Here is a 23,786-nt window from a genome sequence, read left to right on the forward strand (position 1 = left end):
CGACCACCGCGTCGGAGGCTAGGAGGGGCGGGCCATGGCCTTCACAAAGGCGCGTTCCACGTCGGCTGCGGACAGGACGCCGTAGATCTCGCCGGTCTCCTCGACCACCAGGTACTCGGTGGCGGGGGCGGCCCGCAGGGCGTCGAGGAGTGCCTCTCCGGAGAGCTCGGCGGAGACGCGCATGCCGTCGGTCAGTTCCTGGGCGAGGCCGCTGACGGCGACCCAGGGGCGGCGGTGTTCGGGTACGCCGACGATGGCGGCCTCGCGGACGAGGGAGAGGGGGTTGCCGTCGGCGTCGACGACGACCAGGGCGCGGGCGCCGGCGGTGTTGGCGCGGCGCAGGGCCTCGGAGAGGGGGGTGTCGGTCTCGACGGGTACGGCGCGGCGGGTGAGGGTGCGGGCGCGCAGTTCGGGGAGGTGTTCGCGCAGGCGGGCCATGCGCAGGCTGTTGCCGGCGCCGGTCCAGATGATCGCAGCGAGGATGGCCGCGAGCAGGGCGTCCATGACGGTGTCCATGCCGACGTTGTCGACGGCGTCGGAGCCGAGGGCGCCGGACTGGGTGAGCCATGGGAGGCCGACGAGGACGGAGACGGCGAGGGCGCGGCCGACCCAGGCGGCGGCGATGGTGCCGTGCATCGGTTTGCCGGTGATCTTCCAGACGACGGCGCGGAGCATGCGGCCGCCGTCGAGGGGCAGGCCGGGGAGCAGGTTGAAGGCGGCGACGATGAGGTTGGAGATCATCAGGCCGGCCAGCAGGACGCCGGGCACGGTGCCGGGTTCGACGGGCTGCATGGCGGCGTAGAAGACGCCGGCGAGGACGAGGGAGAGCAGGGGGCCGACGAAGGCGAGGACGAACTCTCGGCCGGGTGTCTCGGCCTCCTTCTCGATCTCGGAGACGCCGCCGAAGAACTGGAGCTGGATGCGGCGGACCGGGAGCTTGAAGCGGAGGGCGGCGACGGTGTGCGCCAGTTCGTGGACGAGGACGGAGGCGTAGAAGGCGACCGCGAAGAAGAGGGAGACGAGGTAGCGGGCGGCGCCGAGCTCGGGCAGCACGCGGTCGAGCTGTCCGCCGAACACCCAGGTGATGAGGGCGGCGACGAGGAACCAACTGGGGGCGACGTAGACGGGGACTCCGAAGGGGCGTCCCATGAGCAGTCCGCCCCGTGGCTCGGGTGTCCGAGGCGGCTGTCCTTTGGTTCCCGTGTGAGCGAGGGTGCGGTGGGTCTCCGCGGTGTGGGCGGGCGGGTGGTCGACAGTGGGGCCGTCGGTGTGCTGGGGGGCGTGCTGGGAGGTGCTCTTCGTCGTCGGGACGGGGCGGGGGGACTCGGGCGAGGTGTCCTCCTGCCTACGCCCATCGGCGGCGCCATCGGCACCCGGACCGGCACCGGCACCGGGCTGGGGAGTCGGCCGGTCCTTGTGCCCCTCCCCCTGCGGCGCGTCATCGTCGCTGTCGTCCGGGGGAGGGTCCAACCGCCGTACCACCATGGTCGGTTCGTCGGCCGGAGGTGTCGGAGAATCGTCGGTGCCCGTGGCGCGCCGGGGTGTGCCGGGGCGTGCGGGGCCCGTGGCCGGGGTCGCAGGTGGTGCGTGGCGCTCGGCCGATTCCTCGTTGCCGGACCGCGGCTGCCCGCTGCCGCTCTCGTCCACGGTGTCCCCTCGTTCGAAGCGTCTTCCGCTCCAGCCGGGCGGAAGGGTCTCTGGTCGATGGTATGCGGCCGTGGTGACGCGTTTCTCCCCGGCACCCCCTCTGTTTTCCCGGTGGGCACGGCCGTGACGGCGGCGGCTGGGTCACTGTCAGTGGTGGGCCGTAGGGTCTGTGGTCATGGAGACGAGCACGGAGGGTGCCGCGGCTGGCCGCGGCGGTGACGTCGCGCCGGTGACGGGTCCGGTGGCGGAGGAGTCCCCGGCGGGGGCGGAGGGTGCGGTGGCACCGGTCGAGGCGGGTGCGGGCGAGGCCACGAGCACGACAACGAGCACATCCACATCCACATCCACATCCACATCCACGGCCACAGCCACGGCCACGGCCACGGCCACGGCCACGGCGGCCGACGGTGCCGCTCGGGTGGCCATGGCGCCGGCCTCGCTGTCGCCCTCGCGTGCGAGCGATTTCATGCAGTGCCCGCTGCTGTACCGCTTCCGGGTGATCGACCGGCTGCCCGAGAAGCCGAGTGCGGCGGCGACGAAGGGCACGCTGGTGCACGCGGTGCTGGAGCGGCTCTTCGACGCCCCGGCCGCCGAGCGGACCGCTCCGCGTGCCAAGTCCCTCGTTCCCGGTCAGTGGGAGCGGCTGCGGGAGAGCAGGCCGGAGGTCGTGGAGCTGTTCGCGGACGATCCCGAGGGCGAGCGGCTGGCGACGTGGCTCGGGGAGGCGGAGCAGCTTGTCGAGCGCTGGTTCGGGCTGGAGGATCCGTCCCGGCTGGAGCCGGCCGAGCGGGAGCTGTTCGTCGAGGCGGAGCTGGATTCGGGGCTGCGGCTGCGCGGCATCATCGACCGGGTCGACGTGGCGCCGACGGGCGAGGTGCGGATCGTCGACTACAAGACGGGCAAGGCGCCCCGGCCCGAGTACGCCGAGGGTGCGCTGTTCCAGATGAAGTTCTACGCGCTCGTGGTGTGGCGGCTGAAGAAGGTGATCCCGCGCCGGCTCCAGCTGGTCTATCTGGGCAGTGGTGACGTGCGGACGTACGACCCTGTCCTCGCGGACCTGGAGCGGGTGGAGCGCAAGCTGCTCGCGCTGTGGGAGGCGATCCGGCTGGCGACGGAGACGGGCGAGTGGCGTGCCCGGCCGACCAAGCTGTGCGGCTGGTGCGATCACCAGGCCCACTGCCCGGAATTCGGCGGCACTCCCCCGCCGTATCCGTTGCCGGTGAGGGTGGCGGGCCCGGGTTCGGCCGGGGGGCCGGTCCGCGGCGCGGCCGAAGTCGAGAGCGGTGTCCCCCGGGAGATGCAGTAGTTGCCGGTCAGGGCGGGCGAGTCCGGTGGCGGTGCGCAGGGCAGAATGGGGCCGGACTAGCGAAGGAGACTTACGTGGCCATCCGTGTCCTACTGGTCGACGACCAGCCGCTGCTGCGTACCGGCTTCCGGATGATTCTGGAGGCGGAGCAGGACATCGCGGTCGTGGGCGAGGCCGGTGACGGTCTCCAGGCCCTCGACCAGGTGCGGGCGCTGCAGCCCGACGTGGTCCTGATGGATATCCGTATGCCCCGGATGGACGGGGTCGAGGCGACGCGGCAGATCACCGGGCCCGGGCGGGACGGCCCGGCGAAGGTGCTGGTGCTGACCACGTTCGATCTCGACGAGTATGTGGTGGAGGCGCTGAGGGCGGGTGCCAGTGGCTTCCTGCTGAAGGACGCCCCGGCCAATGAGCTGGTGCAGGCGATCCGTGTGGTGGCCGCCGGTGAGGCGATGCTCGCGCCGAGCATCACGCGCCGGCTGCTCGACAAGTACGCCACGCATCTGCCGTCGGGGGACGAGCCGGTCCCCGACACCCTGCACACGCTGACCGAGCGCGAGGTGGAGGTGCTGAAGCTGGTGGCGCGGGGCCTGTCCAACGCGGAGATCGCGGCGGATCTGTTCGTGAGCGAGACCACCGTGAAGACGCATGTGGGTCACGTGTTGACCAAGCTGGGGCTGCGTGACCGGGTGCAGGCCGCGGTGTACGCGTACGAGAGTGGGCTGGTGCGTCCCGGCGCCCAGTAGGGCCAGGAGTCCGCGCCAGGAGTCGGCGCCACGACGAAGAGGGCGCTCCCTTCCGGAGAAGGGGGCGCCCTCTTCGTGTGGGCGTGGGGTACGGCCGAGTGTCAGCCCTTGTTGAGCTCCCAGAAGCGGAACACGGTGGAGGCGTCGAGGCAGTACTCCAGGCCGTACACGTCGTCACGGACGACGGCGTACTGCTTGGCCTGCCAGACCGGCAGGACGGGGAGTTCCTTGGCGACGATGTCCTGGAGCTGGCCGAACTCGTCGTCGGTCGCGGAGCGGTCGCTCTCGGCGGCGGTGCGCGGGATCAGCGAGCTGGTGATCGAGTTGTTGCTGTAGTTGTTGCTCAGCACGTTGCCCTTGCCGAAGAAGGGGGACGTGAAGTTGTCGGCGTCCGGGTAGTCCGGGATCCAGCCCTTCACGTACACGCCGTACTTGCCGGCGGAGACGTCCTTCTCGTACTGGTCGAACGCGACGGACTGCACGTCGGCGTCGAACAGGCCGCTGTCGTTGAGCTGCTGGGCGATCGCCTTGAGCTCCTGGTCGGTTGCGGGGCCGTACCGCGAGGGGGTGGACCACAGGGTCAGCTTGACCTTGCCGTTGATGCCCTCGTCCCGCAGGGCGGCGGCGGCCTTGGCCTTGGAGGGGCGGGCGCCGTAGGTGTCGAAGAAGGCCGTGTTGTGGCCGCCGATGCCCGCCGGGATGATCGAGTACAGCGGCTGGGCGGTGCCCTGGTAGACGTCCTTGATGAGGGCGTCACGGTCGATGAGGTAGGCCATGGCCTTGCGGACGCCGAGCTTTCCGGCGACCGGGTCGTCCATGTTGAAGACGAGGTGCTGGACCTCGGCGCTGCTGCCCTCGACGACCTCGACGCCGGAGTCGCCGCCGGACTTCTCTATGTCGGCGATGTCGCCCGAGGTGAGGCCGCGGTAGGCGATGTCGACGTCGTGGTGGAGCAGGGCCTTCTTCAGGGCGTCCTGGTCGCCGTGGAAGAACTTCAGGGTGACGCCGGAGTTCTGCACTTCGGCGTTGCCCTCGTAGTTCTCGTTGACGGAGAACACGGCCTCGTCGTCGTCGAAGCTGTCGAGCTGGTAGGGGCCGGAGCCGACGGCGGCGCCGTCCTTGCGCAGGCCCTTCGCGTCGTACTGGTCCTCGTCGACGATGGAGCCGGCGCCGGAGGCGATCTTGCTGGGGAAGGTGGCGTCGGGGGTGTTGAGCCGGAAGACGACCGTCTTGCCGTCCGGGGTCTCCACCTTGTCCAGGGTGGGGAACATGACCGCGGGGCCGTCGGGGTCGTTGATCTTCAGCATGCGGTCGAAGGAGAACTTGACGTCGGCCGAGGTGAGCGCGTCACCGTTGCTGAACTTCAGGCCGTCCCGGAGGGTGCACTTGTAGACCGTGGCCCTGGTGTCGGCGAAGGTGCACTGCTGGGCGGCCTCCGGCTGCGGCTCGGTGGCGCCCTTGGGGAAGCTGAGCAGCGACTGGAAGACGTTGTTGAACAACAGCCAGGAGCCGGGGTCGTAGCCGGACGCTGGGTCGGTGGCCAGGATGTCGTCGGACATTCCCATGACCACCGAGGTGCCGGTCCCCCCGGAGTCGCCGGTCTCGGTTCCGCAGCCGGTCAGCAGGCCGGAGGCCAGCCCTGCCACGACGGGCAGGACCGGCCACTGGTTGCGTATCTTCACGTACGAGTGCCTTGTCGTCGTTGTGAAACCCGGGTCTCGTCCTGGTGCCCGGGCCTGGCCCGGCGCCGTAGGTCCTGGGCGCCGGGCGGAGAGACGTCAGCCGCTCACGCCACGGCCGAGCTCCCACAGCTGAAGGGTCGAGGAGGAGTTGAGCGCGTACGCCGTACCCGTGACGTCGTCCCCCGCGGCGACGTACTGCTTGCCCTGCCAGAGCGGGATCACCGGCACGTCGTTCGCCACGATGTCCTGGATCTCGGTCAGATTTCCGGCCGCGGCGAGGCGGTCCGCGGCACGCCGGGACTCCGGGATGAGGGTGTTGCGGATCGTGCTGTTGGCGTACGGCGAGCCGAGGAAGTTGTCCTTGTCGAGGAACGGCGCGAGGTAGTTGTCGGCGTCGGGGAAGTCCGGGAACCAGCCCATGCCGTAGACCTCGTAGGCGCCCTTCTGCTCGGCGGGCCGGAAGGTCGCCCAGGGCGCGCCCTGGATGTCGACGTCGAACAGCCCGCTGTCGTTCAGCTGCTTGCGCAGCAGCTCGAACTCCTTCTTGGTGGCCGGGCCGTAGTGGTCGGTGGTGTAGTGCAGGGTCAGCTTCACCGGGGTGGTGATGCCGGCCTTCTCCAGCAGGGACTTGGCCTTGTCGACGTCCGGGTCGCCGTACTTGTTGAAGAACGAGTTGGAGTGGCCGGTGATGCTGGCGGGGACCAACGAGTACAGCGGTTCGGCCTGGGAGCCGTAGACCTTGGAGACGAGTTCGCCGCGGTCGATGACCTGGGCCATCGCCTGACGGACGGCCTTGCTCTTGACGGCCGGGTCGTTGGTGTTGAAGGCCAGGTAGCGGATTTCCAGGCCGGCCATGTCGACGAGGTCGGTGGTGTCGTCGGAGTCGGCCGCCAGCTTCTGGATCTGCTCGGGCGACATGGTGCGGGTCATCAGGTCGATGTCGCCGTCGGAGAGGGCGGTGCCCATTTTGTCGGCGTCCGCGAAGTTGCGCAGTTCGACCTTGTCATTGTTCACCGTCAGACTCCCCTTGTAGTCGGGGTTCTTGGTGAACACGGCGGAGACCAGCTCGTCGTTGTCGACCTCGGCCTGGAGGGTGTACGGGCCGGAGCCGTCGACCTCGAAGCCGTCGCGCAGCTTGTCCTTGGCGTAGATGTCCGGGTCGACGATGCCGGCGACCGGGGTGGACAGCTTGAACGGGAACGTGGCGTCGGCGGTCTTGAGGTGGAAGATGACCTCGCGGTCGCCCTGGGTCTCGACGGTGTCGATGGTGGACAGCAGCGCGAAGACGCCGCTGTCGGCCTTGAGGGAGCGGGCGCGGTCGATGGAGTACTTCACGTCGTCCGCGGTGACGGGGTCGCCGTTCGAGAACTTGAGGCCCTCGCGCAGGGTGCAGGCGTAGCGTTCGTTGCCGCTGTCGGTGAAGCCGCAGCTCTGGGCGGCCTCGGGCACCGGGTCACCCTCGCCGCGGGGCTGGACCATCAGGGTCTGCACGGTCTGGCGCAGGATGTTCCAGGTGCCGACGTCGTAGGCGAAGGCGGGGTCGAGCGGGGCGGGAGCGTCCTTCGAGGCAGTGAACGCGTCCGTGGTGCCGACGACGATCGCGTCGCCGCTGTCGCTGCCGCTGTCGGTTCCGCCACAGGCGGCGAGAACCGGCGCGAGCAGGCCGATGACGGCCGGCAGCACCAAAGTCTTGCGGTTCATGCTCGGGTTTCTCCAGCTGTCGACTCCGTGTACCCGGCATGCAGGGGTGTCGCGGCGGATCACGGGGTAAGTGCGATGTTCTCGCGACGAGATTAGTCCGCGCCCGCAGTACTGTTCGCAGCCACCGGAGTTGAGGTCCCCTCACGGAGCGGAATCGGGTGCGGACGGACCGGAAACCTGACGGTGGAAGGATTCGTGCACCGTTCCACCAATCGGGACACAAGGGTGCTCCGAAAGCCCTTCAGGGAAGACGAGACGGCTTGTGCGGGACGTTCGCCGACCTCATTTGGAGTGGTGAACATCACAAACTGAACAGTCTTGGCAGGGTGCCGGAATTCGGCCGTCCAGCGCGTGCGAATTTCGTTGCGGAATTTCTGCGCTTAACGATGTTGCACGCTGCGTGAACGCCGTGCGCATTTCCGTTGTCACGCCGCCATGAGTCCGCGCAGAAATGCCAGATCGACCTCTTCCAGCGAGGTCACGACGGTGCGCCGGGCGGCCGGGGTGATCGGTGCCACCGACGGTACGGCCACCACATGGCAGCCGGCGGCCTCGGCCGCGGCGACGCCGGTCGCGGTGTCCTCGACGACCGCGCATCTGGTCGGGTCGGCGCCGAGACCGGCCGCGGCCAGCAGATACGGGTCCGGGTGGGGCTTGGTGCGCGGCACCTCGTCACCGGCGACGGTCAGCGCGAAGTGCTGGGAGCCGAGCGAGGTGAGCACACGGTCGATGATGCGCCGGTGCGAGGCGGAGACCAGGGCCGTCGGGATCTCGTACGCGGCGAGCTCCGCCAGCAGCCGGGCGGCTCCCGGCATCAGCGGCAGGGCCCGGTCGATGCGGTCCTCGAAGCCCTGGTTGAGCAGCACCGTGAGCTCGGCGAGGTCGATGTCGGCGCCGGTGGCCTCGATGAGGAACCCCGCGCTGCGGGTCATGGGGCCGCCGACCACGACATGACGCCAGGTGTCGTCGAGCGTGTGGCCGAGGCCCGCGAAGACCTCGACCTCGACGTCCCACCAGAAGCCCTCCGTGTCCACCAGGGTTCCGTCCATGTCGAGCAGCACGGCTTGCAGGGCGGAGCCCTCGGCCGTACGGGTTCCTGGTGCGGGGACCGTGCTGGTCATCCACGTACCTCCTTGAAGGGGCGGTCAGGCCGGTTCCCAGCGAGGGAACCGGCCTGCGGTGGACCGACCAGTGTACGTCCGCCCCGGACGATGCGCCTCGTTTAATCGGCGTGGTCCAGGGCACACCGTGTGTACGCCGGGGGGCCGCTCTGACGTGCGTCGATGCCGCCCCCGCGGGGTGTTCGTCAGCGGGCGTTGAAGTACTTCGCCTCCGGGTGGTGGATCACGATCGCATCGGTGGACTGCTCGGGGTGCAGCTGGAACTCCTCGGACAGGTGGACGCCGATGCGCTCCGGCTGGAGCAGGTCGGCGATCTTGGACCGGTCCTCCAGGTTGGGGCAGGCGCCGTAGCCCAGCGAGAAGCGGGCACCCCGGTACTTCAGCGCGAACATGTCCTCGATGTCGGCCGGGTCCTCACCGGCGAAGCCGAGCTCGGAGCGCACGCGCGCGTGCCAGTACTCGGCGAGGGCCTCGGCCAGCTGCACGGACAGGCCGTGCAGCTCCAGGTAGTCGCGGTAGGAGTTCGATTCGAACAGCCGGGCCGTCTCCTCCCCGATCCGCGAGCCGACGGTGACCACCTGCAGGCCCACGACGTCCGTCTCGCCCGACTCCTGCGGGCGGAAGAAGTCCGCCAGGCACAGACGCCGGCCGCGGCGCTGGCGCGGGAAGGTGAACCGGGTGCGTTCGTTGCCGTGTTCGTCCAGCAGGATCAGGTCGTCGTCCTTGGAGACGCACGGGAAGTAGCCGTAGACGACGGCGGCTTCGAGGAGGTTCTCCGTCTGGAGCTTGTCGAGCAGACCGCGCAGCCGCGGACGGCCCTCGGTCTCGACGAGTTCCTGGTAGGACGGGCCGTCGCCGGTGCGGGTCTCCTTCAGGCCCCACTGGCCCTTGAAGAGGGCGCCCTCGTCGAGCCAGGACGCGTACTCCTTGAGCTGGATGCCCTTGATGACACGGGTGCCCCAGAACGGCGGCTCGGGGAGCGGGTTGTCGATGGCGACGTCGGAGCGGACATGGCCTTCCTCGGGTCGCTCCTCCAGGACGGCCGCGGTGGCCGCGGTCCTGACCCGGCGCTGCTTGAGCTCGGGCAGCTTGGCGCCGGGCACGCCGCGCTTGACGCCGATGAGGGCGTCCATCAGGCGCAGGCCCTCGAACGCGTCGCGGGCGTAGCGGACTTCGCCCTGGTAGATCTCGTGCAGGTCCTGCTCGACGTATGCACGGGTGAGGGCTGCGCCACCGAGGATGACGGGGTAGTTAGCCGCCAGGCCGCGCTGGTTGAGCTCCTCCAGGTTCTCCTTCATGATCACCGTGGACTTCACCAGGAGGCCGGACATACCGATGACATCGGCCCGGTGCTCCTTGGCGGCGTCCAGGATCGCGGAGACCGGCTGCTTGATGCCCAGATTGACCACGTTGTAGCCGTTGTTGGACAGGATGATGTCCACCAGGTTCTTGCCGATGTCGTGCACGTCGCCGCGCACGGTCGCCAGCACGATGGTGCCCTTGCCGTCGGCGTCGGTCTTCTCCATGTGCGGTTCGAGGTAGGCGACGGCGGCCTTCATCACCTCGGCGGACTGCAGGACGAACGGCAGCTGCATCTGGCCGGAGCCGAACAGCTCGCCGACCACCTTCATGCCGTCCAGCAGGGTGTTGTTGACGATGTCCAGGGCGGGCGTGTCCTGCAGGGCCTGGTCGAGGTCGGCCTCCAGGCCGTTGCGCTCGCCGTCGATGATGCGGCGCTTGAGGCGCTCCTCCAGCGGCAGGGCGGCGAGTTCCTCGGCCTTGCCGGCCTTCAGGGACTTCGCGGTGGCGCCCTCGAAGAGCTGCATGAGCTTCTGGAGGGGGTCGTAGCCCTCGCGGCGGCGGTCGTGGATCAGGTCGAGGGCCGTGGTGACCTCTTCCTCGCTGAACCGGGCGATCGGCAGGATCTTCGACGCGTGGACGATCGCCGAGTCCAGGCCCGCCTTCACGCACTCGTCCAGGAAGACCGAGTTCAGCAGGATGCGGGCGGCCGGGTTCAGGCCGAAGGAGATGTTCGACAGGCCCAGGGTGGTCTGCACGTCCGGGTGGCGGCGCTTGAGCTCGCGGATCGCCTCGATGGTGGCGATGCCGTCGCCCCGGGACTCCTCCTGACCGGTACAGATGGTGAAGGTCAGGGTGTCGATGAGGATGTCCGACTCCAGGATGCCCCAGTTGCCGGTCAGGTCCTCGATCAGCCGCTCGGCGATCTCGACCTTCTTCTCGGGGGTGCGGGCCTGGCCCTCCTCGTCGATGGTCAGCGCGATCAGGGCGGCGCCGTGCTCCTGGGCCAGCTTGGTGACCTTGGCGAAGCGGGACTCGGGGCCGTCGCCGTCCTCGTAGTTCACGGAGTTGATGACCGCGCGGCCACCGAGCTTCTCCAGGCCGGCCTGGATGACGTCGACCTCGGTGGAGTCCAGCACGATCGGCAGCGTGGAGGCGGTGGCGAAGCGGCCGGCCAGCTCCTCCATGTCGGCGACGCCGTCCCGGCCGACGTAGTCCACGCACAGGTCGAGCATGTGCGCGCCCTCGCGGATCTGCTCGCGCGCCATCTCCACGCAGTCGTCCCAGCGGGCCTGAAGCATCGCCTCGCGGAACTTCTTCGAGCCGTTGGCGTTGGTGCGCTCGCCGATGGCCAGGTAGGAGGTGTCCTGGCGGAACGGGACGGTCTGGTAGAGGGAGGCGGCGCCCGGCTCGGGCTGCGGGCGACGCTGGACCGGGGTGGCTTCCCGGACCCGCTCCACGAGCTGGCGCAGATGCTCGGGGGTGGTGCCGCAGCAGCCGCCGATGAGGTTCAGACCGTAGTCCCGTACGAAGGTCTCCTGGGCGTCGGCCAGGCCCTCGGGGTCGAGCGGGAAGTGGGCGCCGTCCTTGGTGAGGATCGGCAGACCGGCGTTCGGCATGCACAGCAGCGGGGTGCGCGAGTGCCGGGCCAGATAGCGCAGGTGCTCGCTCATCTCGGCGGGGCCGGTCGAGCAGTTCAGGCCGATCATGTCGATGCCGAGGGGCTCCAGCGCGGTCAGCGCGGCGCCGATCTCGGAGCCGAGCAGCATGGTGCCGGTCGTCTCGAAGGCCATCGAGACCAGCAGCGGCACCACGGTGCCGGTCGCCTCCATCGCGCGCCGGGCGCCCAGGATCGACGACTTCGTCTGCAGCAGGTCCTGCGTGGTCTCCACGATCAGGGCGTCGGCGCCGCCGGCGAGCAGGCCCTCGGCGTTCGCCTGGAAACCGTCGCGCAGGGTGCCGTAGCCGATGTGGCCCAGCGTCGGCAGCTTCGTACCGGGGCCGATCGAGCCGAGCACCCACCGCTGGCGGCCGTCACGGGCGCCGAAGGCGTCGGCCGTCTCGCGGGCGATACGGGCGCCCGCCTCGGACAGCTCGTACACCCGGTCGGCGATGTCGTACTCGGCCATGGCCGAGTGGTTGGCGCCGAACGTGTTCGTCTCGACGCAGTCCACGCCCGCGTCGAAGTACGCCTCGTGGACCGAGCGCACGATGTCCGGGCGGGTCAGGTTGAGGATCTCGTTGCAGCCCTCAAGGTTCTCGAAGTCCTCAAGAGTGGGGTCCTGGGCCTGCAACATGGTGCCCATCGCTCCGTCGGCGACCACCACTCGGGTGGCGAGCGCCTCTCGGAGCGCGGACACACGGGTCCGGCTGTCGGCGGAAGGGGTCGGTGGCAACGAGGCCATGAAGGGGCTCCCTGGAGTGCGACGGCTGTCGGCTTTGCGCCCTTTACGGAACAGTCCGCGGTAGGCGCACGCCGCCAGGGTAGCCGGGACCGCGTCCGGATGGTCAGGGCGTCCACGGGGCGGACGAGGATGACCTGCGGGCCGACTGCCGGATACGACTGACACAACAGAAGCGAACGGATACGGCCCGACCATTAGCGGGAGGTCGGCATCGACCGGTAGTGTTCGACATTGCCGAACGGCGGCAGCGACGTCGTGAAGGTCGACGGTCGAAGGAGACGGAGGCAGTACGGCGATGGCACGGAACATCCAGTCGCTCGAACGGGCGGCCGCGATGCTGCGGCTCCTCGCGGGCGGTGAGCGACGCCTCGGCCTGTCGGACATCGCCTCGTCGCTGGGCCTCGCCAAGGGCACCGCCCACGGCATTCTGCGCACCCTCCAGCAGGAGGGCTTCGTCGAGCAGGACGACGCCTCCGGGCGCTACCAGCTGGGCGCGGAGCTGCTGCGCCTGGGCACCACCTATCTGGACGTGCACGAGCTGCGGGCGCGCGCCCTGGTGTGGACGGACGACCTGGCCCGCTCCAGCGGGGAGAGCGTCTATCTGGGCGTCCTGCACCAGCAGGGCGTACTGATCGTCCACCACGTCTTCCGTCCCGACGACAGCCGGCAGGTGCTGGAGATAGGGGCCATGCAGCCGCTGCACTCCACGGCACTGGGCAAGGTCCTGTCGGCGTACGACCCGGTCGCGCACAGCGAGGCGATCGACGCCGACCGCAAGGGCTTCACGGACCGGACCGTGTGCGAGCTGGACGGCTTCGAGCACATCCTCGACATGACACGCGCGCGTGGCTACGCGGCCGACGTCGAGGAGACCTGGGAGGGCGTCGCCTCCGTCGCCGCCCCCATCCACGACCGGCGTCGTATGCCCGTCGGCGCGGTCGGTATCACCGGCGCCGTGGAGCGGCTGTGCCGGGACGGCGAGCTGCGTCCCGAGCTGATCGCGGCGGTGCGGGACTGTGCCCGTGCGGTGTCGCGGGACCTGGGCGCCGGTCGGTTCTGAGGACACGCGCGGGGCGTATCGGCGACCCGCGCGGGATGCGAGTGACCGCCGGGGCGTCATAGGACGTCCCGGCCTTCGTCATGCAGCCATCGCGCTATCGACATATCGATAAAGCAACACAACCAACAACGATCGCGCATTCAACGACAGAGGCCTTGACGCATCCCTCACACCGGGGCAAGACTCCCGTCCATCGGTCGGCATTGTCGAACACCTACCGGCAATACGCGCTAGAGTGTGACAGTGCCAAGGGCCGGCATCGCCCTCACCCCCGAGGGCAACGCGAACCACCGGTGGGACCCGGGGTTCGGCTTCCCCTGGACGAAGGACAAAGGAGTCGCGGGTGTCCAGCTCCGACATCTTCATCGGCGAGACCATCGGTACCGCCATACTCATCCTGCTCGGCGGTGGCGTCTGCGCCGCCGTCACGCTGAAGGCCTCCAAGGCTCGCAACGCCGGCTGGCTCGCCATCACCTTCGGGTGGGGCTTCGCAGTGCTCACGGCGGTCTACACCTCGGCGCCGCTCTCCGGCGCCCATCTGAACCCGGCCGTGACGGTCGCTCTCGCGATCAAGGACAACGACTGGAGTAACGTTCCGACGTACCTCGCCGGACAGTTCCTCGGCGCCGCGATCGGTGCGGCTCTGGTCTGGGTGGCCTACTACGGCCAGTTCCACGCCCACCTGACCGACAAGGAGATCGTCGGCGGTCCGGGTGCGCAGGCCACGGCGGCCAAGGCCGTCGAGGCCCAGGAGAAGGGCGCCGGCCCGGTCCTGGGCATCTTCTCCACCGGTCCCGAGATCCGGAACGTGGTGCAGAACCTCCTGACGGAGATCATCGGCACCGTCGTGCTGGTGCTCGCGGTCCTCACCCAGGGCCTGAACGACAGTGGCAAGGGTCTGGGCACCCTGGGCGCCCTGATCACCGCACTCGTGGTCGTCTCGATCGGTCTGTCGCTCGGCGGCCCGACGGGTTACGCGATCAACCCGGCCCGTGACCTCGGTCCGCGTATCGTGCACGCCCTTCTGCCCCTGCCCAACAAGGGCGGCTCCGACTGGGGCTATGCCTGGATCCCGGTGGTCGGTCCGCTCATCGGCGGCGCCATCGCGGCAGGCATCTACAACGTCGCGTTCGCTTAGGAACAGTGCTGAACAGAGAGGATCCGTGAGCTTCACCCATCCGGGTGAGCTGCATCGAAACTCTCACCGCGCGCCGTACGTAAAGCCCCATAACCACGGAACTTCCAGGAGCTAACAGTGACCGACGCCCACACCGCCGGCCCCTTCATCGCCGCGATCGACCAGGGCACGACTTCTTCCCGTTGCATCGTCTTCGACCGCGACGGACGTATCGTCTCCGTCGACCAGAAGGAGCACGAGCAGATCTTCCCGAAGCCGGGCTGGGTCGAGCACAACGCCAACGAGATCTGGACCAACGTCCAGGAGGTCGTCGCCGGAGCCGTCCAGAAGGCCGGCATCACCCGTGACGACATCAAGGCCATCGGTATCACCAACCAGCGCGAGACCACCGTGCTGTGGGACAAGAACACCGGTGAGCCCGTCCACAACGCCATCGTCTGGCAGGACACCCGCACCGACGGGCTCTGCAAGGAGCTCGGCCGCAACGTCGGCCAGGACCGCTTCCGCCGCGAGACCGGTCTCCCCCTCGCCTCCTACTTCGCCGGTCCCAAGGCCCGCTGGCTGCTGGACAACGTGGAGGGTCTGAAGGAGCGCGCCGAGGCGGGCGACATCCTCTTCGGCACCATGGACACCTGGGTCATCTGGAACCTGACCGGTGGTGTCGACGGCGGCAAGCACGTCACCGACGTCACGAACGCGTCCCGCACCATGCTGATGAACCTGCACACCATGGAGTGGGACGACAAGATCGCCGAGTCGATCGGCGTGCCGCTGCAGATCCTGCCCGAGATCCGGTCCTCCGCCGAGGTCTACGGCGAGATCACCGGCGGCAAGCTGGGCGAGCTGCTCGGCGGCATCCCGGTCGCCTCCGCGCTGGGTGACCAGCAGGCGGCCCTGTTCGGCCAGACCTGTTTCGCCGAGGGCGAGACCAAGTCGACGTACGGCACCGGCACCTTCATGGTGATGAACACCGGCGACAAGATCATCAACTCCTACGCCGGTCTGCTGACCACCGTCGGCTACAAGATCGGCGAGCAGGACACGGTGTACGCCCTGGAGGGCTCGATCGCCGTCACCGGTTCGCTGGTGCAGTGGATGCGCGACCAGATGGGCCTGATCTCCACCGCCGCCGAGATCGAGACGCTCGCGCTCTCGGTCGAGGACAACGGCGGCGCCTACTTCGTGCCGGCCTTCTCCGGTCTGTTCGCCCCGCACTGGCGTTCCGACGCCCGCGGTGTGATCGCCGGTCTGACCCGGTACGTCACCAAGGCGCACCTCGCGCGTGCCGTCCTGGAGGCCACCGCCTGGCAGACGCGGGAGATCGCCGACGCCATGACGAAGGACTCCGGCGTCGAGCTGGCCACCCTCAAGGTCGACGGCGGCATGACCGCCAACAACCTGCTGATGCAGCAGCTCTCCGACGTCCTGGACGCGCCGGTGGTGCGTCCGATGGTCGCCGAGACCACCTGCCTCGGTGCCGCCTACGCCGCCGGTCTCGCCGTCGGCTTCTGGTCCAGCACGGACGAACTGCGCGCCAACTGGCGCCGGGCCGCCGAGTGGACCCCCCGCATGGACGCGGAGACCCGCGACCGTGAGTACAAGAACTGGCTCAAGGCCGTTGAGCGGACCATGGGCTGGATCGAGGACGACGAGAGCTGACGACCGCCGCCAGCCCTCGAACTCTGATGAGGAGTAAGAACCCGAAATGACCAGTCAGTCCACCCTGCAGTCCGTGCCTGCCCTCGGTACGCGCCCGGCCTCCGGCTTCAACCCGAGCCGAGCCGAGACCCGGGAGCAGCTCGCCAAGGCGTCGTACGACCTTCTCGTGATCGGCGGCGGCATCCTGGGCATCTCCACCGCCTGGCACGCCGCGCAGTCCGGCCTCAGGGTGGCTCTGGTCGACGCCGGCGACTTCGCCGGCGCCACCTCCTCCGCCTCCTCCAAGCTGCTCCACGGCGGTCTGCGCTACCTGCAGACCGGCGCGGTGAAGCTGGTGGCGGAGAACCACTTCGAGCGCCGTGCGGTCTCTCGTCAGGTGGCTCCACACCTGGCGAACCCGCTCACCTTCTACCTCCCCGTGTACAAGGGCGGGCCGCACGGCGCCGCGAAGCTCGGGGCGGGCGTCTTCGCCTACTCCGCGCTCTCCGCGTTCGGTGACGGCGTCGGTCACCTCCTGTCCCCCGCCAAGGCGGCGCAGGACGTGCCCGAGCTGCGCACCGACAATCTCAAGGCCGTGGCCGTGTACGGCGACGACCAGATGAACGACGCGCGCATGGCGCTGATGACGGTCCGTGCGGCCGTCGAGGCGGGCGCTGTCGTGCTCAACCACGCCGAGGTCACCGGCCTGCGCTTCACCAAGGGCCGGGTGACCGGTGCGGAGCTGAAGGACCGGCAGTCCGGTGACGAGTTCGGGGTGAGCGCCCGTCTCGTGCTGAACGCGACCGGCCCGTGGGTCGATCACCTGCGCAAGATGGAGGACCCGAACGCCGCCCCGTCGATCCGTCTGTCGAAGGGCGCGCATCTCGTCCTGAAGCGGACCTCCCCCTGGAAGGCCGCGCTCGCCACCCCGATCGACAAGTACCGCATCACGTTCGCCCTGCCGTGGGAGGACATGCTGCTCCTGGGCACCACGGACGAGGAGTTCGAGGGCGACCCGGCGGACGTCGCGGTCACGGAGAAGGACACGGCCCAGATACTCGACGAGGCCGCGTTCTCCATCCGGGACCAGCAGCTCGACCGGGATCTGATCACGTACGCCTTCGCGGGTCTGCGGGTGCTGCCGGGCGGTCCCGGTGACACGGCGAAGGCCAAGCGCGAGACCGTCGTGACCGAGGGCAAGGGCGGCATGCTGTCCGTCGCGGGCGGCAAGTGGACGACCTTCCGGCACATCGGCCGCACCATCATGCAGAAGCTGGAGACGCTGCCCGGCGCTCCGCTGGGCGACGACTTCGAGCCCATCTCCTCCCTCCCGAAGAAGCTGCCGCTGCCCGGTATCGCCAACCCGCGGGCGGTCGCCCACCGTCTGCTGACCGACCGTCCGGCGCCGGGTCCGCGCATGGCGGCCGACACGGCCAGGCACCTGGCCACGCACTACGGCTCCCTGGCCTTCGACATCGCCCGCATCGCCAACGAGAACCCGGAGCTGGGCGAGCGCGTCCACCCGGACGCCCCGGAGATCTGGGCCCAGGTCGTCTACGCCCGCGACAACGAGTGGGCCGAGACGCAGGACGACGTGCTGCGCCGCCGTACGACGCTGACGATCCGGGGTCTGGCGACGGACGACGTCCGCGCGAAGGTCCAGGACCTGCTCGACAAGAAGTGACCTCGGTCGCGCCGAGGGAGGTTTTCGCCGGATGAGCCTCCCCCGGCGCAGGGTTCGGCCACTCCCCTGACCGGGCCGGACCGCACGAGGGCGGCCCCTTCCGCACCGGGGCCGGCCACCACCGGAAGGGGCGGCTCCATGCCGACGGAGCCGCCCCTTTCGTATGCCGGTTCGTTGCATGTCGTCTGCGGGTGTGTGGGGGTTGATCGCGCCCACGCGGCGGAGCCGCATGTCGATACAGCCCCGCGCCCCTCAGGTTGGCCGCACTACCGCCCTTACAGGGTTCGGGTCGTTCAACTCATCGCGGCGGACTGTGAGTTCGCGGCCGATCAGCAGCGCCCTGCGGGACGCCGGCACCGGATCCCCCAGCGTCGTCCAGGTCCGTCAGGTGCGCGAAGCCGATGATGCGGCGGATGATCTCCGTGCCGGTGTAGCCGAGGGACTGCGTCCAGACGCGGCGCAGGAACGTGCGGCCCGTGAGGCGGGCTGGCGACTGCTGGCCGGGCCCACCTTCATGGACGTACCGGAGCCGCCGGACCGCATGGCCTACGGCGACCGGATGGCATGGGCGCGCCGGGACCTTGAGGCGCGCGGCCCGGCCTGCCACGGTCGCCGTCCCGTCGTCTTCGCCCACTCCACCTACCCCCTCTCCCCCGGCCAGCTCACCGAAATCGCCGCCCTGGGCCGGGAGTTCGGGGCGCTGCTGCACATCCACGCCGCCGAGAACGGGACCGAGGTCGCCACCGTCGAGGTGCGCTACGGCAAGCGCCCGGTCGGGCTGCTCGACTCCCTCGGGCTGCTCGGGCCCGACCTGCTGGTCGCGCACGCCGTTGAGCTCACCGGGCCGGAGATCGCGGCACTGGCCCGCACGGGCAGGTCCGTCGCCCACCGCCCGGTGTCGAACCTGAAACTGGGCTGCGGCATCGCACCCGTGCCGCGGCTGCTGAGCGCCGGGGTGACCGTCGGGCTCGGCACGGACGGGGCCGTCGGCTCCAACACACTGGACGTGCTGGGGGCGGTGCGGCAGGCGGCGCCGGTGCACAAGGCGGGCGGCGACCCCACGGCGGTCGGCGCCGAACGAGCCGTATGCATGGCGACCGTCGAGGGGGCGCGGACGCTGGGGCTCGGGGAGCAGCCGGGCTCACTGGAGGCGGGTAAGCGGGCCGACCTGATCGTGCTCGACCTGGGCGCACCGCACCTCCACCCGCTCCACGATCCCTGGTCCACACTGGCCTACGCGGCATACTCGGCGGACGTGCGGGACACGGTGGTGGAGGGGCGGGTGCTGATGCGGGACCGGGTGCTGACGACGCTCGACGAGGCGGCGGTGATCGCCGATCTCGAAGCCGTGATCGCCGATCTGGAGGCGGCGTGTGAGCAGGCCCCATAATGTGTGATTGAGACATCGGATGTCTTGTGCGGTATCTCGGCAGCGTCCCGCACGACGTCCTGAACCACAGGGAGGCCGGTCATGGCAGTCACCGACGAGGCGATCGAGAAGATCAAGGGCATGATCGTCTCGGGCGCGCTGCGCCCCGGCGACCGGCTCCCCAAGGAGAGCGAGCTCGCCGCCGAGCTCGGGCTGTCCCGCAACTCACTGCGGGAGGCCGTGCGGGCCCTGTCGCTGATCCGGATCCTGGACGTGCGGCAGGGCGACGGCACGTATGTCACGAGCCTCGACCCGCAGTTGCTGCTGGAGGCGCTGAGCTTCGTCGTCGACTTCCATCGCGACGACACGGTGCTGGAGTTCCTCGCCGTGCGCCGCATCCTGGAGCCGGCCGCCACGGCGATGGCCGCGTCCCGGATCAGCGAGCAGCAACTGGCCGCGCTGACCAACCAGTTGGACAAGCTCGGCAACGATCCGTCGGTGGAGGAACTCGTCGCCTGCGACCTGGAGTTCCACCGGGGCATCGTGCAGAGCTCCGGGAACTCGGTGCTCTGCTCCCTCCTCGACGGCCTCTCGGGGCCGACGACACGGGCTCGTATCTGGCGCGGGCTGACCCAGGAGGACGCGGTGAGCCGGACCCTGCACGAGCACCGGGCGATCCTGGAGGCCTTGCGGGACCGGGACGCGGAGGCGGCGCGGTCGTGGGCGACGGTGCACATCGCGAGCGTGGAGCAGTGGCTGCGGTCCACGCTGTGACCTGGCGGTCCGGCCCTGCGGGACGGCACACGCAGGGCAAAATACCATTCGTCGGACATCGGATCTCTTGGGTGGGTGTTCCGGGGTGGCGAACGGGGCAGTGATCCGTTCACTCCCCCGTGCAAGGGGGCTGCTGGCGCCCCCGCCGCACGCCGTAAGGTTGGTTCGTCAAGCGAGGGCACGTCGGAAGGAGGCCTGGGTGATCGAGCTGGAGGGGGTTCCCGAGCTGGTCGACCCGGTCATGGTGGCCGCGTTCGAGGGCTGGAACGATGCCGGCGACGCCGCCTCCACCGCCGTCGCGCACCTGGACAGGGAGTGGAAGGGCGAGGTGTTCGCGGCGCTGGACGCCGAGGACTACTACGACTTCCAGGTGAACCGCCCCACGGTGTGGATGGACGACGGAGTAAGGAAGATCACGTGGCCGACGACAAGGTTGTCCGTCGTCCGCGTCGGCGGTGAGAAGCCGCGGGATCTGGTCCTCGTCCGAGGCATCGAACCGTCCATGCGGTGGCGCTCGTTCTGCAACGAGCTCCTCGGCTTCGCGCACGAACTGGGCGTGGAGCTGGTGGTCATCCTGGGCGCCCTGCTCGGTGACACCCCGCACACGCGTCCGGTCCCGATCAGCGGGACCACGTCCGATGCGGACCTGGCCCGCCGGATGGATCTGGAGGAGACCAAGTACGAGGGCCCGACGGGCATCGTCGGCGTCCTGCAGGAGGCGTGCACGCACGCGGGTGTCCCGGCAGTGTCGCTGTGGGCCGCCGTCCCGCACTACGTCTCGCAGCCGCCCAACCCGAAGGCGACGCTGTCCCTGCTCAACCGCCTGGAGGACCTGATCGACGTGCGCATCCCGCTGGGCGAACTGCCCGAGGACGCGCGCGCCTGGCAGGTCGGTGTGGACCAACTGGCCGCCGAGGACAGCGAGGTCGCGGAGTACGTGCAGACGCTGGAGGAGGCCCGGGACACCGCGGAGCTGCCGGAGGCGTCGGGCGAGGCGATCGCCCGCGAGTTCGAGCGGTATCTGCGGCGCCGGGACGGCGGCCCGTCGCCCGACGACCGGACGCGTCCGCCGATGCCCCCGAAGACGGGTGGCAAGGACGAGGACGACGACTCCTCGGAGGACTGAGGCTCCCGGAGCCGGCAAGAGGGCGGTGCGCTGTGCTGCGCACCGCCCTTCGCCGTCAAGCGCTCCCGGCGCGCGTCATGCGGGCACGGATATCACGTCGTACGTCGTCTCCGGCGTCGGAGTCGTGGTGAAGCGCGCGTTGGGCAGGTAGAGCCGGCCCCGGTACGCGGCCACCGTGGTCGGCACGTCGAAGAGCGGGTCGGTGATGCGGCGCTGGAAGACGCCGCTGCCACCGTCGGCGGCGAGCTTGAACACGTCGATGGCGTTCTGGCGGTTCTGCACGACGTACAGCGTCCGGCCGATCAGCAGCAGGCCGTCGCCGTTGGTGAGCGGGGCCGCGTCGCCGAGGTCGACGAGTCGGGTGACGCCGGTGCGCGGGTTCACCCGGTGCAGGCCACCGACCCCGGACTGCACGACGAGGAGGGCCGAGCCGTCGGGGGTGCCGGCGATGCCGTTGCCGTTCACGACCTCGCCGGGGACCTGGCTCCAGTCGCCGCTCAGGGTGATCGTCTCGACGTCGCCCGCGTCCGGCAGTTGACCGTGCCGGCCTAGCGGCAGGGCGTACAGGGCGGGCTGGAAGGAGTCGGTGAACCAGGCCGTGCGCGAGGTGAGGAACACGTCGTTGGCGAAGGTCGGGGTCGCCGTGGTGAGCCGGTAGGAGGCGAGGATCTTCCCGGTGCGGGCGTCCACGACCCGGGCTCCCTCGCCGCGTCCGGCGACGAACAGGCGTCCCCGGTGGTCGAGTTCGAGGCCGACCGAGGGTGTGCCGGGGCCGGTCGAGATGACCGAACCCTCGCCGGTGCGCAGGTCGGCGCGGTAGATCGAGCCGTCGCCGAGCGAGCCGAGGTAGGCGTACGGTCCGCCGCCGATGGTGATGCCCTCCGGGCGGAAGCCGTTCGGGAGGTGGATCACGGCGGGCCGGGTCATCCCGGCCGCGGCGGCGGAGGTGCCGGCGGACCCGGCGAGCACGGCGCCGGCGGTGGCGGCACCGGCTGCGAGGAGTCTCCGGCGGGTGAGATGAGGTGCGAAGGAGCGGCGTTCGGGGGCCACTGTGCGTCCTTCCGCGGACAGGACCGGCCGTTGGCCGGCCCAACGGTCGACTGACTCGTCCACCCCACCACACGCCGAGGGCCTCCGCAGCAGGAGACAGCCTCTCGACAGCGACCGGACAGCATCTGGCCGGTTTGTGGCGTGACATCTCTTTCCGGCCGGATTGCACACGCTGCCCAATTCAACTTGTTCTCAAACCGAGTTGGCGAAAGTGGTCTGGACGGACGGAGCCAGGCGTGATTGGTTGTCACTCGGAAGGCGCGCCGCACCACCCGCATTTGGTACCCGCAGGACCGAAGGGAGCGGCAGACGATGACCGACCAGGCACAGCCGGCGCAGGGCCCGGGAGCGTCCGGGCCGGGGCCCGACGGAGCGGGATTCACCTATCGAGGAGCCGAGCAGGAACTGATCGTCGTCGCTCGTCCGGAGGCCCGGCTGCGTGCCCGGGCCGAGGGCGTCCGGTCGGTGGCAGGCGCCGATGTCTCGGCCCTCAACATGTTCCTCAGTGACGAACAACTCGCGCTGGAGCCGCTGTTCGGCAGCGAGGAGCGCCTCCAGCAGGCTGCCACGGGCACGGACGAGGTACCCGACCTGGCGCTGTTCTACCGGGTCCGCGGCGGGGAGAGCCGTGCCGATCAGCTGCGCGCCCGTATCGCCGCGCTGCCCGGGATCGACTCGGCGTATGTGAAGCCGGGCGCGGTGCCGGCCTCCCTCGGACGCATCGGGGAGGACAGCGGGCGCCTGAAGGAGGGCGCGCCGGTCACGCCCGACTACAGCGGCCGGCAGGGCTATCTGCGGCCCGCGCCCGAGGGCGTCGACGCGTACTGGGCCTGGCAGCGGCCCGGCGGCGCCGGTCAGGGCGTGACCGTGATCGACGTGGAGGGCTCCTGGCAGCTGGGCCACGAGGACCTGGCCGCCAAGCTGGCCGGCGTCGTCGTCGGCACCCCGCTGACCGACCTGGCCTGGCGCAACCACGGCACCGCCGTGATCGGGGTGATCGGCGGCGACCGCAACGAGTACGGCGTCACCGGCATCGTGCCGGAGACGGTGACCGCGGCCGCGTCCTTCCAGGGCATCGGCACGGCGGCCGCGATCCATGCGGCGGCGGACCGGCTGAACCCCGGCGACATCGTGCTGATCGAACTGCACCGCCCGGGGCCCCGGTTCGAGTACGCCGAGCGCGACGACCAGCGCGGCTACATCCCTCTCGAATGGTGGCCGGACGACCTCGCCGCCGTCCGTTACGCCACCGCCAAGGGCATCCTCGTGGTGGCGGCCGCGGGCAACGGCGGTGAGTCGCTCGACCACGCGGTCTACGAGCGCCGCCCGGACGATTTCCCCGAGTCGTGGCGCAACCCGTTCAACCCGTCCTACCCGTCCTCCGGCGCCGTCATGGTCGGCGCGGGCGCCCCGCCGCCCGGCACACACGGCCGCGACCACGGCCCGGACCGCTCACGGCTCGCGTTCTCCAACTACGGCGCCCGCGTGGATGCGCAGGGCTGGGGCCGCGAGGTGACCACGACCGGCGGCTTCTGGGACAAGCCCGGCGACCTGCAGGGCGGGCCCGAGGAAATCGCCTGGTACACCGACACGTTCTCGGGGACGTCATCCGCCTCCCCGGTGGTGGTCGGCGCGCTGGCCGCGCTGCAGGGCATGCTCAAGGCGTCCGGCCAGACGCCGATGTCCCCCGAGCGTGCGCGTGCGGTGCTCCGGGCGACGGGCTCCCCCCAGCAGGACGCGCCGGGCCGGCCCGCCTCTCAGCGGATCGGCAACCGGCCCGACATCAAGGCCGCGGTCACCTATCTGATGCCGCAGGCGGTCGGCTCGGGCAAAGCCGAGCGCTACTGGGACGAGTTGCTGCCGTATCCGCGTGAACTTCCGCCCCGGCTCCGGCTGTTCGTGGCCGGCGAGTGGCGGAACCTCAATCATCCGTCCCCCGATATCCGCCAGGCGGTCCATACCGCCTTCGCGGGGGGACGGCCCGATGTCCGAGTGTGGTTCTCGGATGACGAAATCGTCGGCCTGGTCATCACAGGCTGA

At 69.9% G+C, this 23,786-nt stretch carries 17 protein-coding genes; 10 read left to right on the forward strand and 7 right to left on the reverse strand.

Annotation, left to right across the window (positions count from 1 at the left end; genetic code table 11):
* Nucleotides 1–18: 18 nt before the first annotated feature.
* Complete coding sequence (locus tag POF73_RS12890) at nucleotides 19–1,647, reverse strand: site-2 protease family protein (RefSeq protein WP_272114802.1); 1,629 nt, start codon at nucleotides 1,645–1,647, stop codon at nucleotides 19–21.
* A gap of 147 nt (nucleotides 1,648–1,794) precedes the next feature.
* Nucleotides 1,795–2,115 (reverse strand): hypothetical protein, encoded by a 321-nt coding sequence (locus POF73_RS46215; RefSeq protein WP_443049506.1) that lies wholly within the window; start codon nucleotides 2,113–2,115, stop codon nucleotides 1,795–1,797.
* On the opposite strand from POF73_RS46215, the gene POF73_RS12895 reads away from it, so the two are divergent.
* Both POF73_RS12895 and POF73_RS12900 read left to right on the forward strand, forming a co-directional pair.
* A complete protein-coding gene (locus POF73_RS12895; protein ID WP_443049505.1) occupies nucleotides 2,066–2,953 on the forward strand; it encodes a RecB family exonuclease in 888 nt (295 codons plus the stop codon). The two genes, POF73_RS46215 and POF73_RS12895, sit on opposite strands and share 50 nt — an antisense overlap.
* Nucleotides 2,954–3,027: 74 nt before the next feature.
* The gene (locus tag POF73_RS12900; RefSeq protein ID WP_030179609.1) at nucleotides 3,028–3,699 is read left to right on the forward strand and encodes a response regulator; all 672 of its coding nucleotides are present in this window, start codon (nucleotides 3,028–3,030) and stop codon (nucleotides 3,697–3,699) included.
* A gap of 101 nt (nucleotides 3,700–3,800) precedes the next feature.
* Here the strand turns inward: POF73_RS12900 and POF73_RS12905 are convergent, their stop codons facing one another.
* The 4 genes from POF73_RS12905 to metH all read right to left on the reverse strand — a co-directional run bounded on the left by POF73_RS12905 (nucleotide 3,801) and on the right by metH (nucleotide 11,907).
* Nucleotides 3,801–5,381, reverse strand: coding sequence for an ABC transporter substrate-binding protein (locus POF73_RS12905; RefSeq protein ID WP_272114805.1), 1,581 nt, complete (start codon nucleotides 5,379–5,381; stop codon nucleotides 3,801–3,803).
* Between the two features lie 96 nt (nucleotides 5,382–5,477).
* The gene (locus POF73_RS12910) at nucleotides 5,478–7,082 is read right to left on the reverse strand and encodes an ABC transporter substrate-binding protein (RefSeq protein WP_272114806.1); all 1,605 of its coding nucleotides are present in this window, start codon (nucleotides 7,080–7,082) and stop codon (nucleotides 5,478–5,480) included.
* Between the two features lie 425 nt (nucleotides 7,083–7,507).
* Nucleotides 7,508–8,203: an HAD family hydrolase gene (locus POF73_RS12915; RefSeq protein WP_272114807.1), complete on the reverse strand. Its 696-nt coding sequence runs from the start codon at nucleotides 8,201–8,203 to the stop codon at nucleotides 7,508–7,510.
* A gap of 185 nt (nucleotides 8,204–8,388) precedes the next feature.
* Nucleotides 8,389–11,907: a methionine synthase gene (gene metH / locus POF73_RS12920; protein WP_272114808.1), complete on the reverse strand. Its 3,519-nt coding sequence runs from the start codon at nucleotides 11,905–11,907 to the stop codon at nucleotides 8,389–8,391.
* 295 nt (nucleotides 11,908–12,202) lie between these two features.
* Here metH and POF73_RS12925 point away from each other — a divergent pair, with 295 nt between their 5' ends.
* The 7 genes from POF73_RS12925 (at nucleotide 12,203) to POF73_RS12955 (ending at nucleotide 20,696) form a co-directional block, all read left to right on the forward strand.
* Complete coding sequence (locus POF73_RS12925) at nucleotides 12,203–12,967, forward strand: IclR family transcriptional regulator (protein WP_272114809.1); 765 nt, start codon at nucleotides 12,203–12,205, stop codon at nucleotides 12,965–12,967.
* A 343-nt stretch (nucleotides 12,968–13,310) separates the two neighbouring features.
* Complete coding sequence (locus tag POF73_RS12930; protein ID WP_272114810.1) at nucleotides 13,311–14,105, forward strand: MIP/aquaporin family protein; 795 nt, start codon at nucleotides 13,311–13,313, stop codon at nucleotides 14,103–14,105.
* A 117-nt stretch (nucleotides 14,106–14,222) separates the two neighbouring features.
* Nucleotides 14,223–15,764, forward strand: coding sequence for a glycerol kinase GlpK (gene glpK / locus POF73_RS12935; RefSeq protein WP_272114811.1), 1,542 nt, complete (start codon nucleotides 14,223–14,225; stop codon nucleotides 15,762–15,764).
* 46 nt (nucleotides 15,765–15,810) lie between these two features.
* Complete coding sequence (locus POF73_RS12940) at nucleotides 15,811–17,427, forward strand: glycerol-3-phosphate dehydrogenase/oxidase (RefSeq protein WP_272114812.1); 1,617 nt, start codon at nucleotides 15,811–15,813, stop codon at nucleotides 17,425–17,427.
* Nucleotides 17,428–17,740: 313 nt separating this feature from the next.
* Nucleotides 17,741–18,817, forward strand: coding sequence for an amidohydrolase family protein (locus POF73_RS12945; RefSeq protein ID WP_272114813.1), 1,077 nt, complete (start codon nucleotides 17,741–17,743; stop codon nucleotides 18,815–18,817).
* Nucleotides 18,818–18,898: 81 nt separating this feature from the next.
* Nucleotides 18,899–19,570, forward strand: a complete 672-nt coding sequence (locus tag POF73_RS12950; protein WP_272114814.1) for a FadR/GntR family transcriptional regulator — start codon at nucleotides 18,899–18,901, stop codon at nucleotides 19,568–19,570.
* 199 nt (nucleotides 19,571–19,769) lie between these two features.
* Complete coding sequence (locus POF73_RS12955; protein ID WP_272114815.1) at nucleotides 19,770–20,696, forward strand: PAC2 family protein; 927 nt, start codon at nucleotides 19,770–19,772, stop codon at nucleotides 20,694–20,696.
* A 75-nt stretch (nucleotides 20,697–20,771) separates the two neighbouring features.
* On the opposite strand, the gene POF73_RS12960 is transcribed toward POF73_RS12955, so the two are convergent.
* Nucleotides 20,772–21,746, reverse strand: a complete 975-nt coding sequence (locus tag POF73_RS12960; protein WP_272114816.1) for an SMP-30/gluconolactonase/LRE family protein — start codon at nucleotides 21,744–21,746, stop codon at nucleotides 20,772–20,774.
* 312 nt (nucleotides 21,747–22,058) lie between these two features.
* Between POF73_RS12960 and POF73_RS12965 the strand changes: the two genes are divergently transcribed.
* Nucleotides 22,059–23,786 carry a S8 family peptidase gene (locus tag POF73_RS12965; RefSeq protein ID WP_272114817.1) on the forward strand — a complete coding sequence of 576 codons (1,728 nt, stop codon included), beginning with the start codon at nucleotides 22,059–22,061 and terminating at the stop codon, nucleotides 23,784–23,786.

The sequence above is a fragment of the Streptomyces sp. HD genome (genome assembly GCF_028369295.1).
In the GTDB taxonomy this organism is placed as follows: domain Bacteria; phylum Actinomycetota; class Actinomycetes; order Streptomycetales; family Streptomycetaceae; genus Streptomyces.

Bases quoted from the DNA above. Each gene is read 5' to 3' on its own strand.
- POF73_RS12950 (WP_272114814.1), top strand. From the start codon at position 18,899: ATGGCAGTCACCGACGAGGCGATCGAGAAGATCAAGGGCATGATCGTC.
- POF73_RS46215 (WP_443049506.1), bottom strand. From the start codon at position 2,115: ATGAAATCGCTCGCACGCGAGGGCGACAGCGAGGCCGGCGCCATGGCC.
- POF73_RS12965 (WP_272114817.1), top strand. From the start codon at position 22,059: ATGACCGACCAGGCACAGCCGGCGCAGGGCCCGGGAGCGTCCGGGCCG.
- metH (WP_272114808.1), bottom strand. From the start codon at position 11,907: ATGGCCTCGTTGCCACCGACCCCTTCCGCCGACAGCCGGACCCGTGTG.
- POF73_RS12910 (WP_272114806.1), bottom strand. From the start codon at position 7,082: ATGAACCGCAAGACTTTGGTGCTGCCGGCCGTCATCGGCCTGCTCGCG.
- POF73_RS12925 (WP_272114809.1), top strand. From the start codon at position 12,203: ATGGCACGGAACATCCAGTCGCTCGAACGGGCGGCCGCGATGCTGCGG.
- POF73_RS12915 (WP_272114807.1), bottom strand. From the start codon at position 8,203: ATGACCAGCACGGTCCCCGCACCAGGAACCCGTACGGCCGAGGGCTCC.
- POF73_RS12940 (WP_272114812.1), top strand. From the start codon at position 15,811: ATGACCAGTCAGTCCACCCTGCAGTCCGTGCCTGCCCTCGGTACGCGC.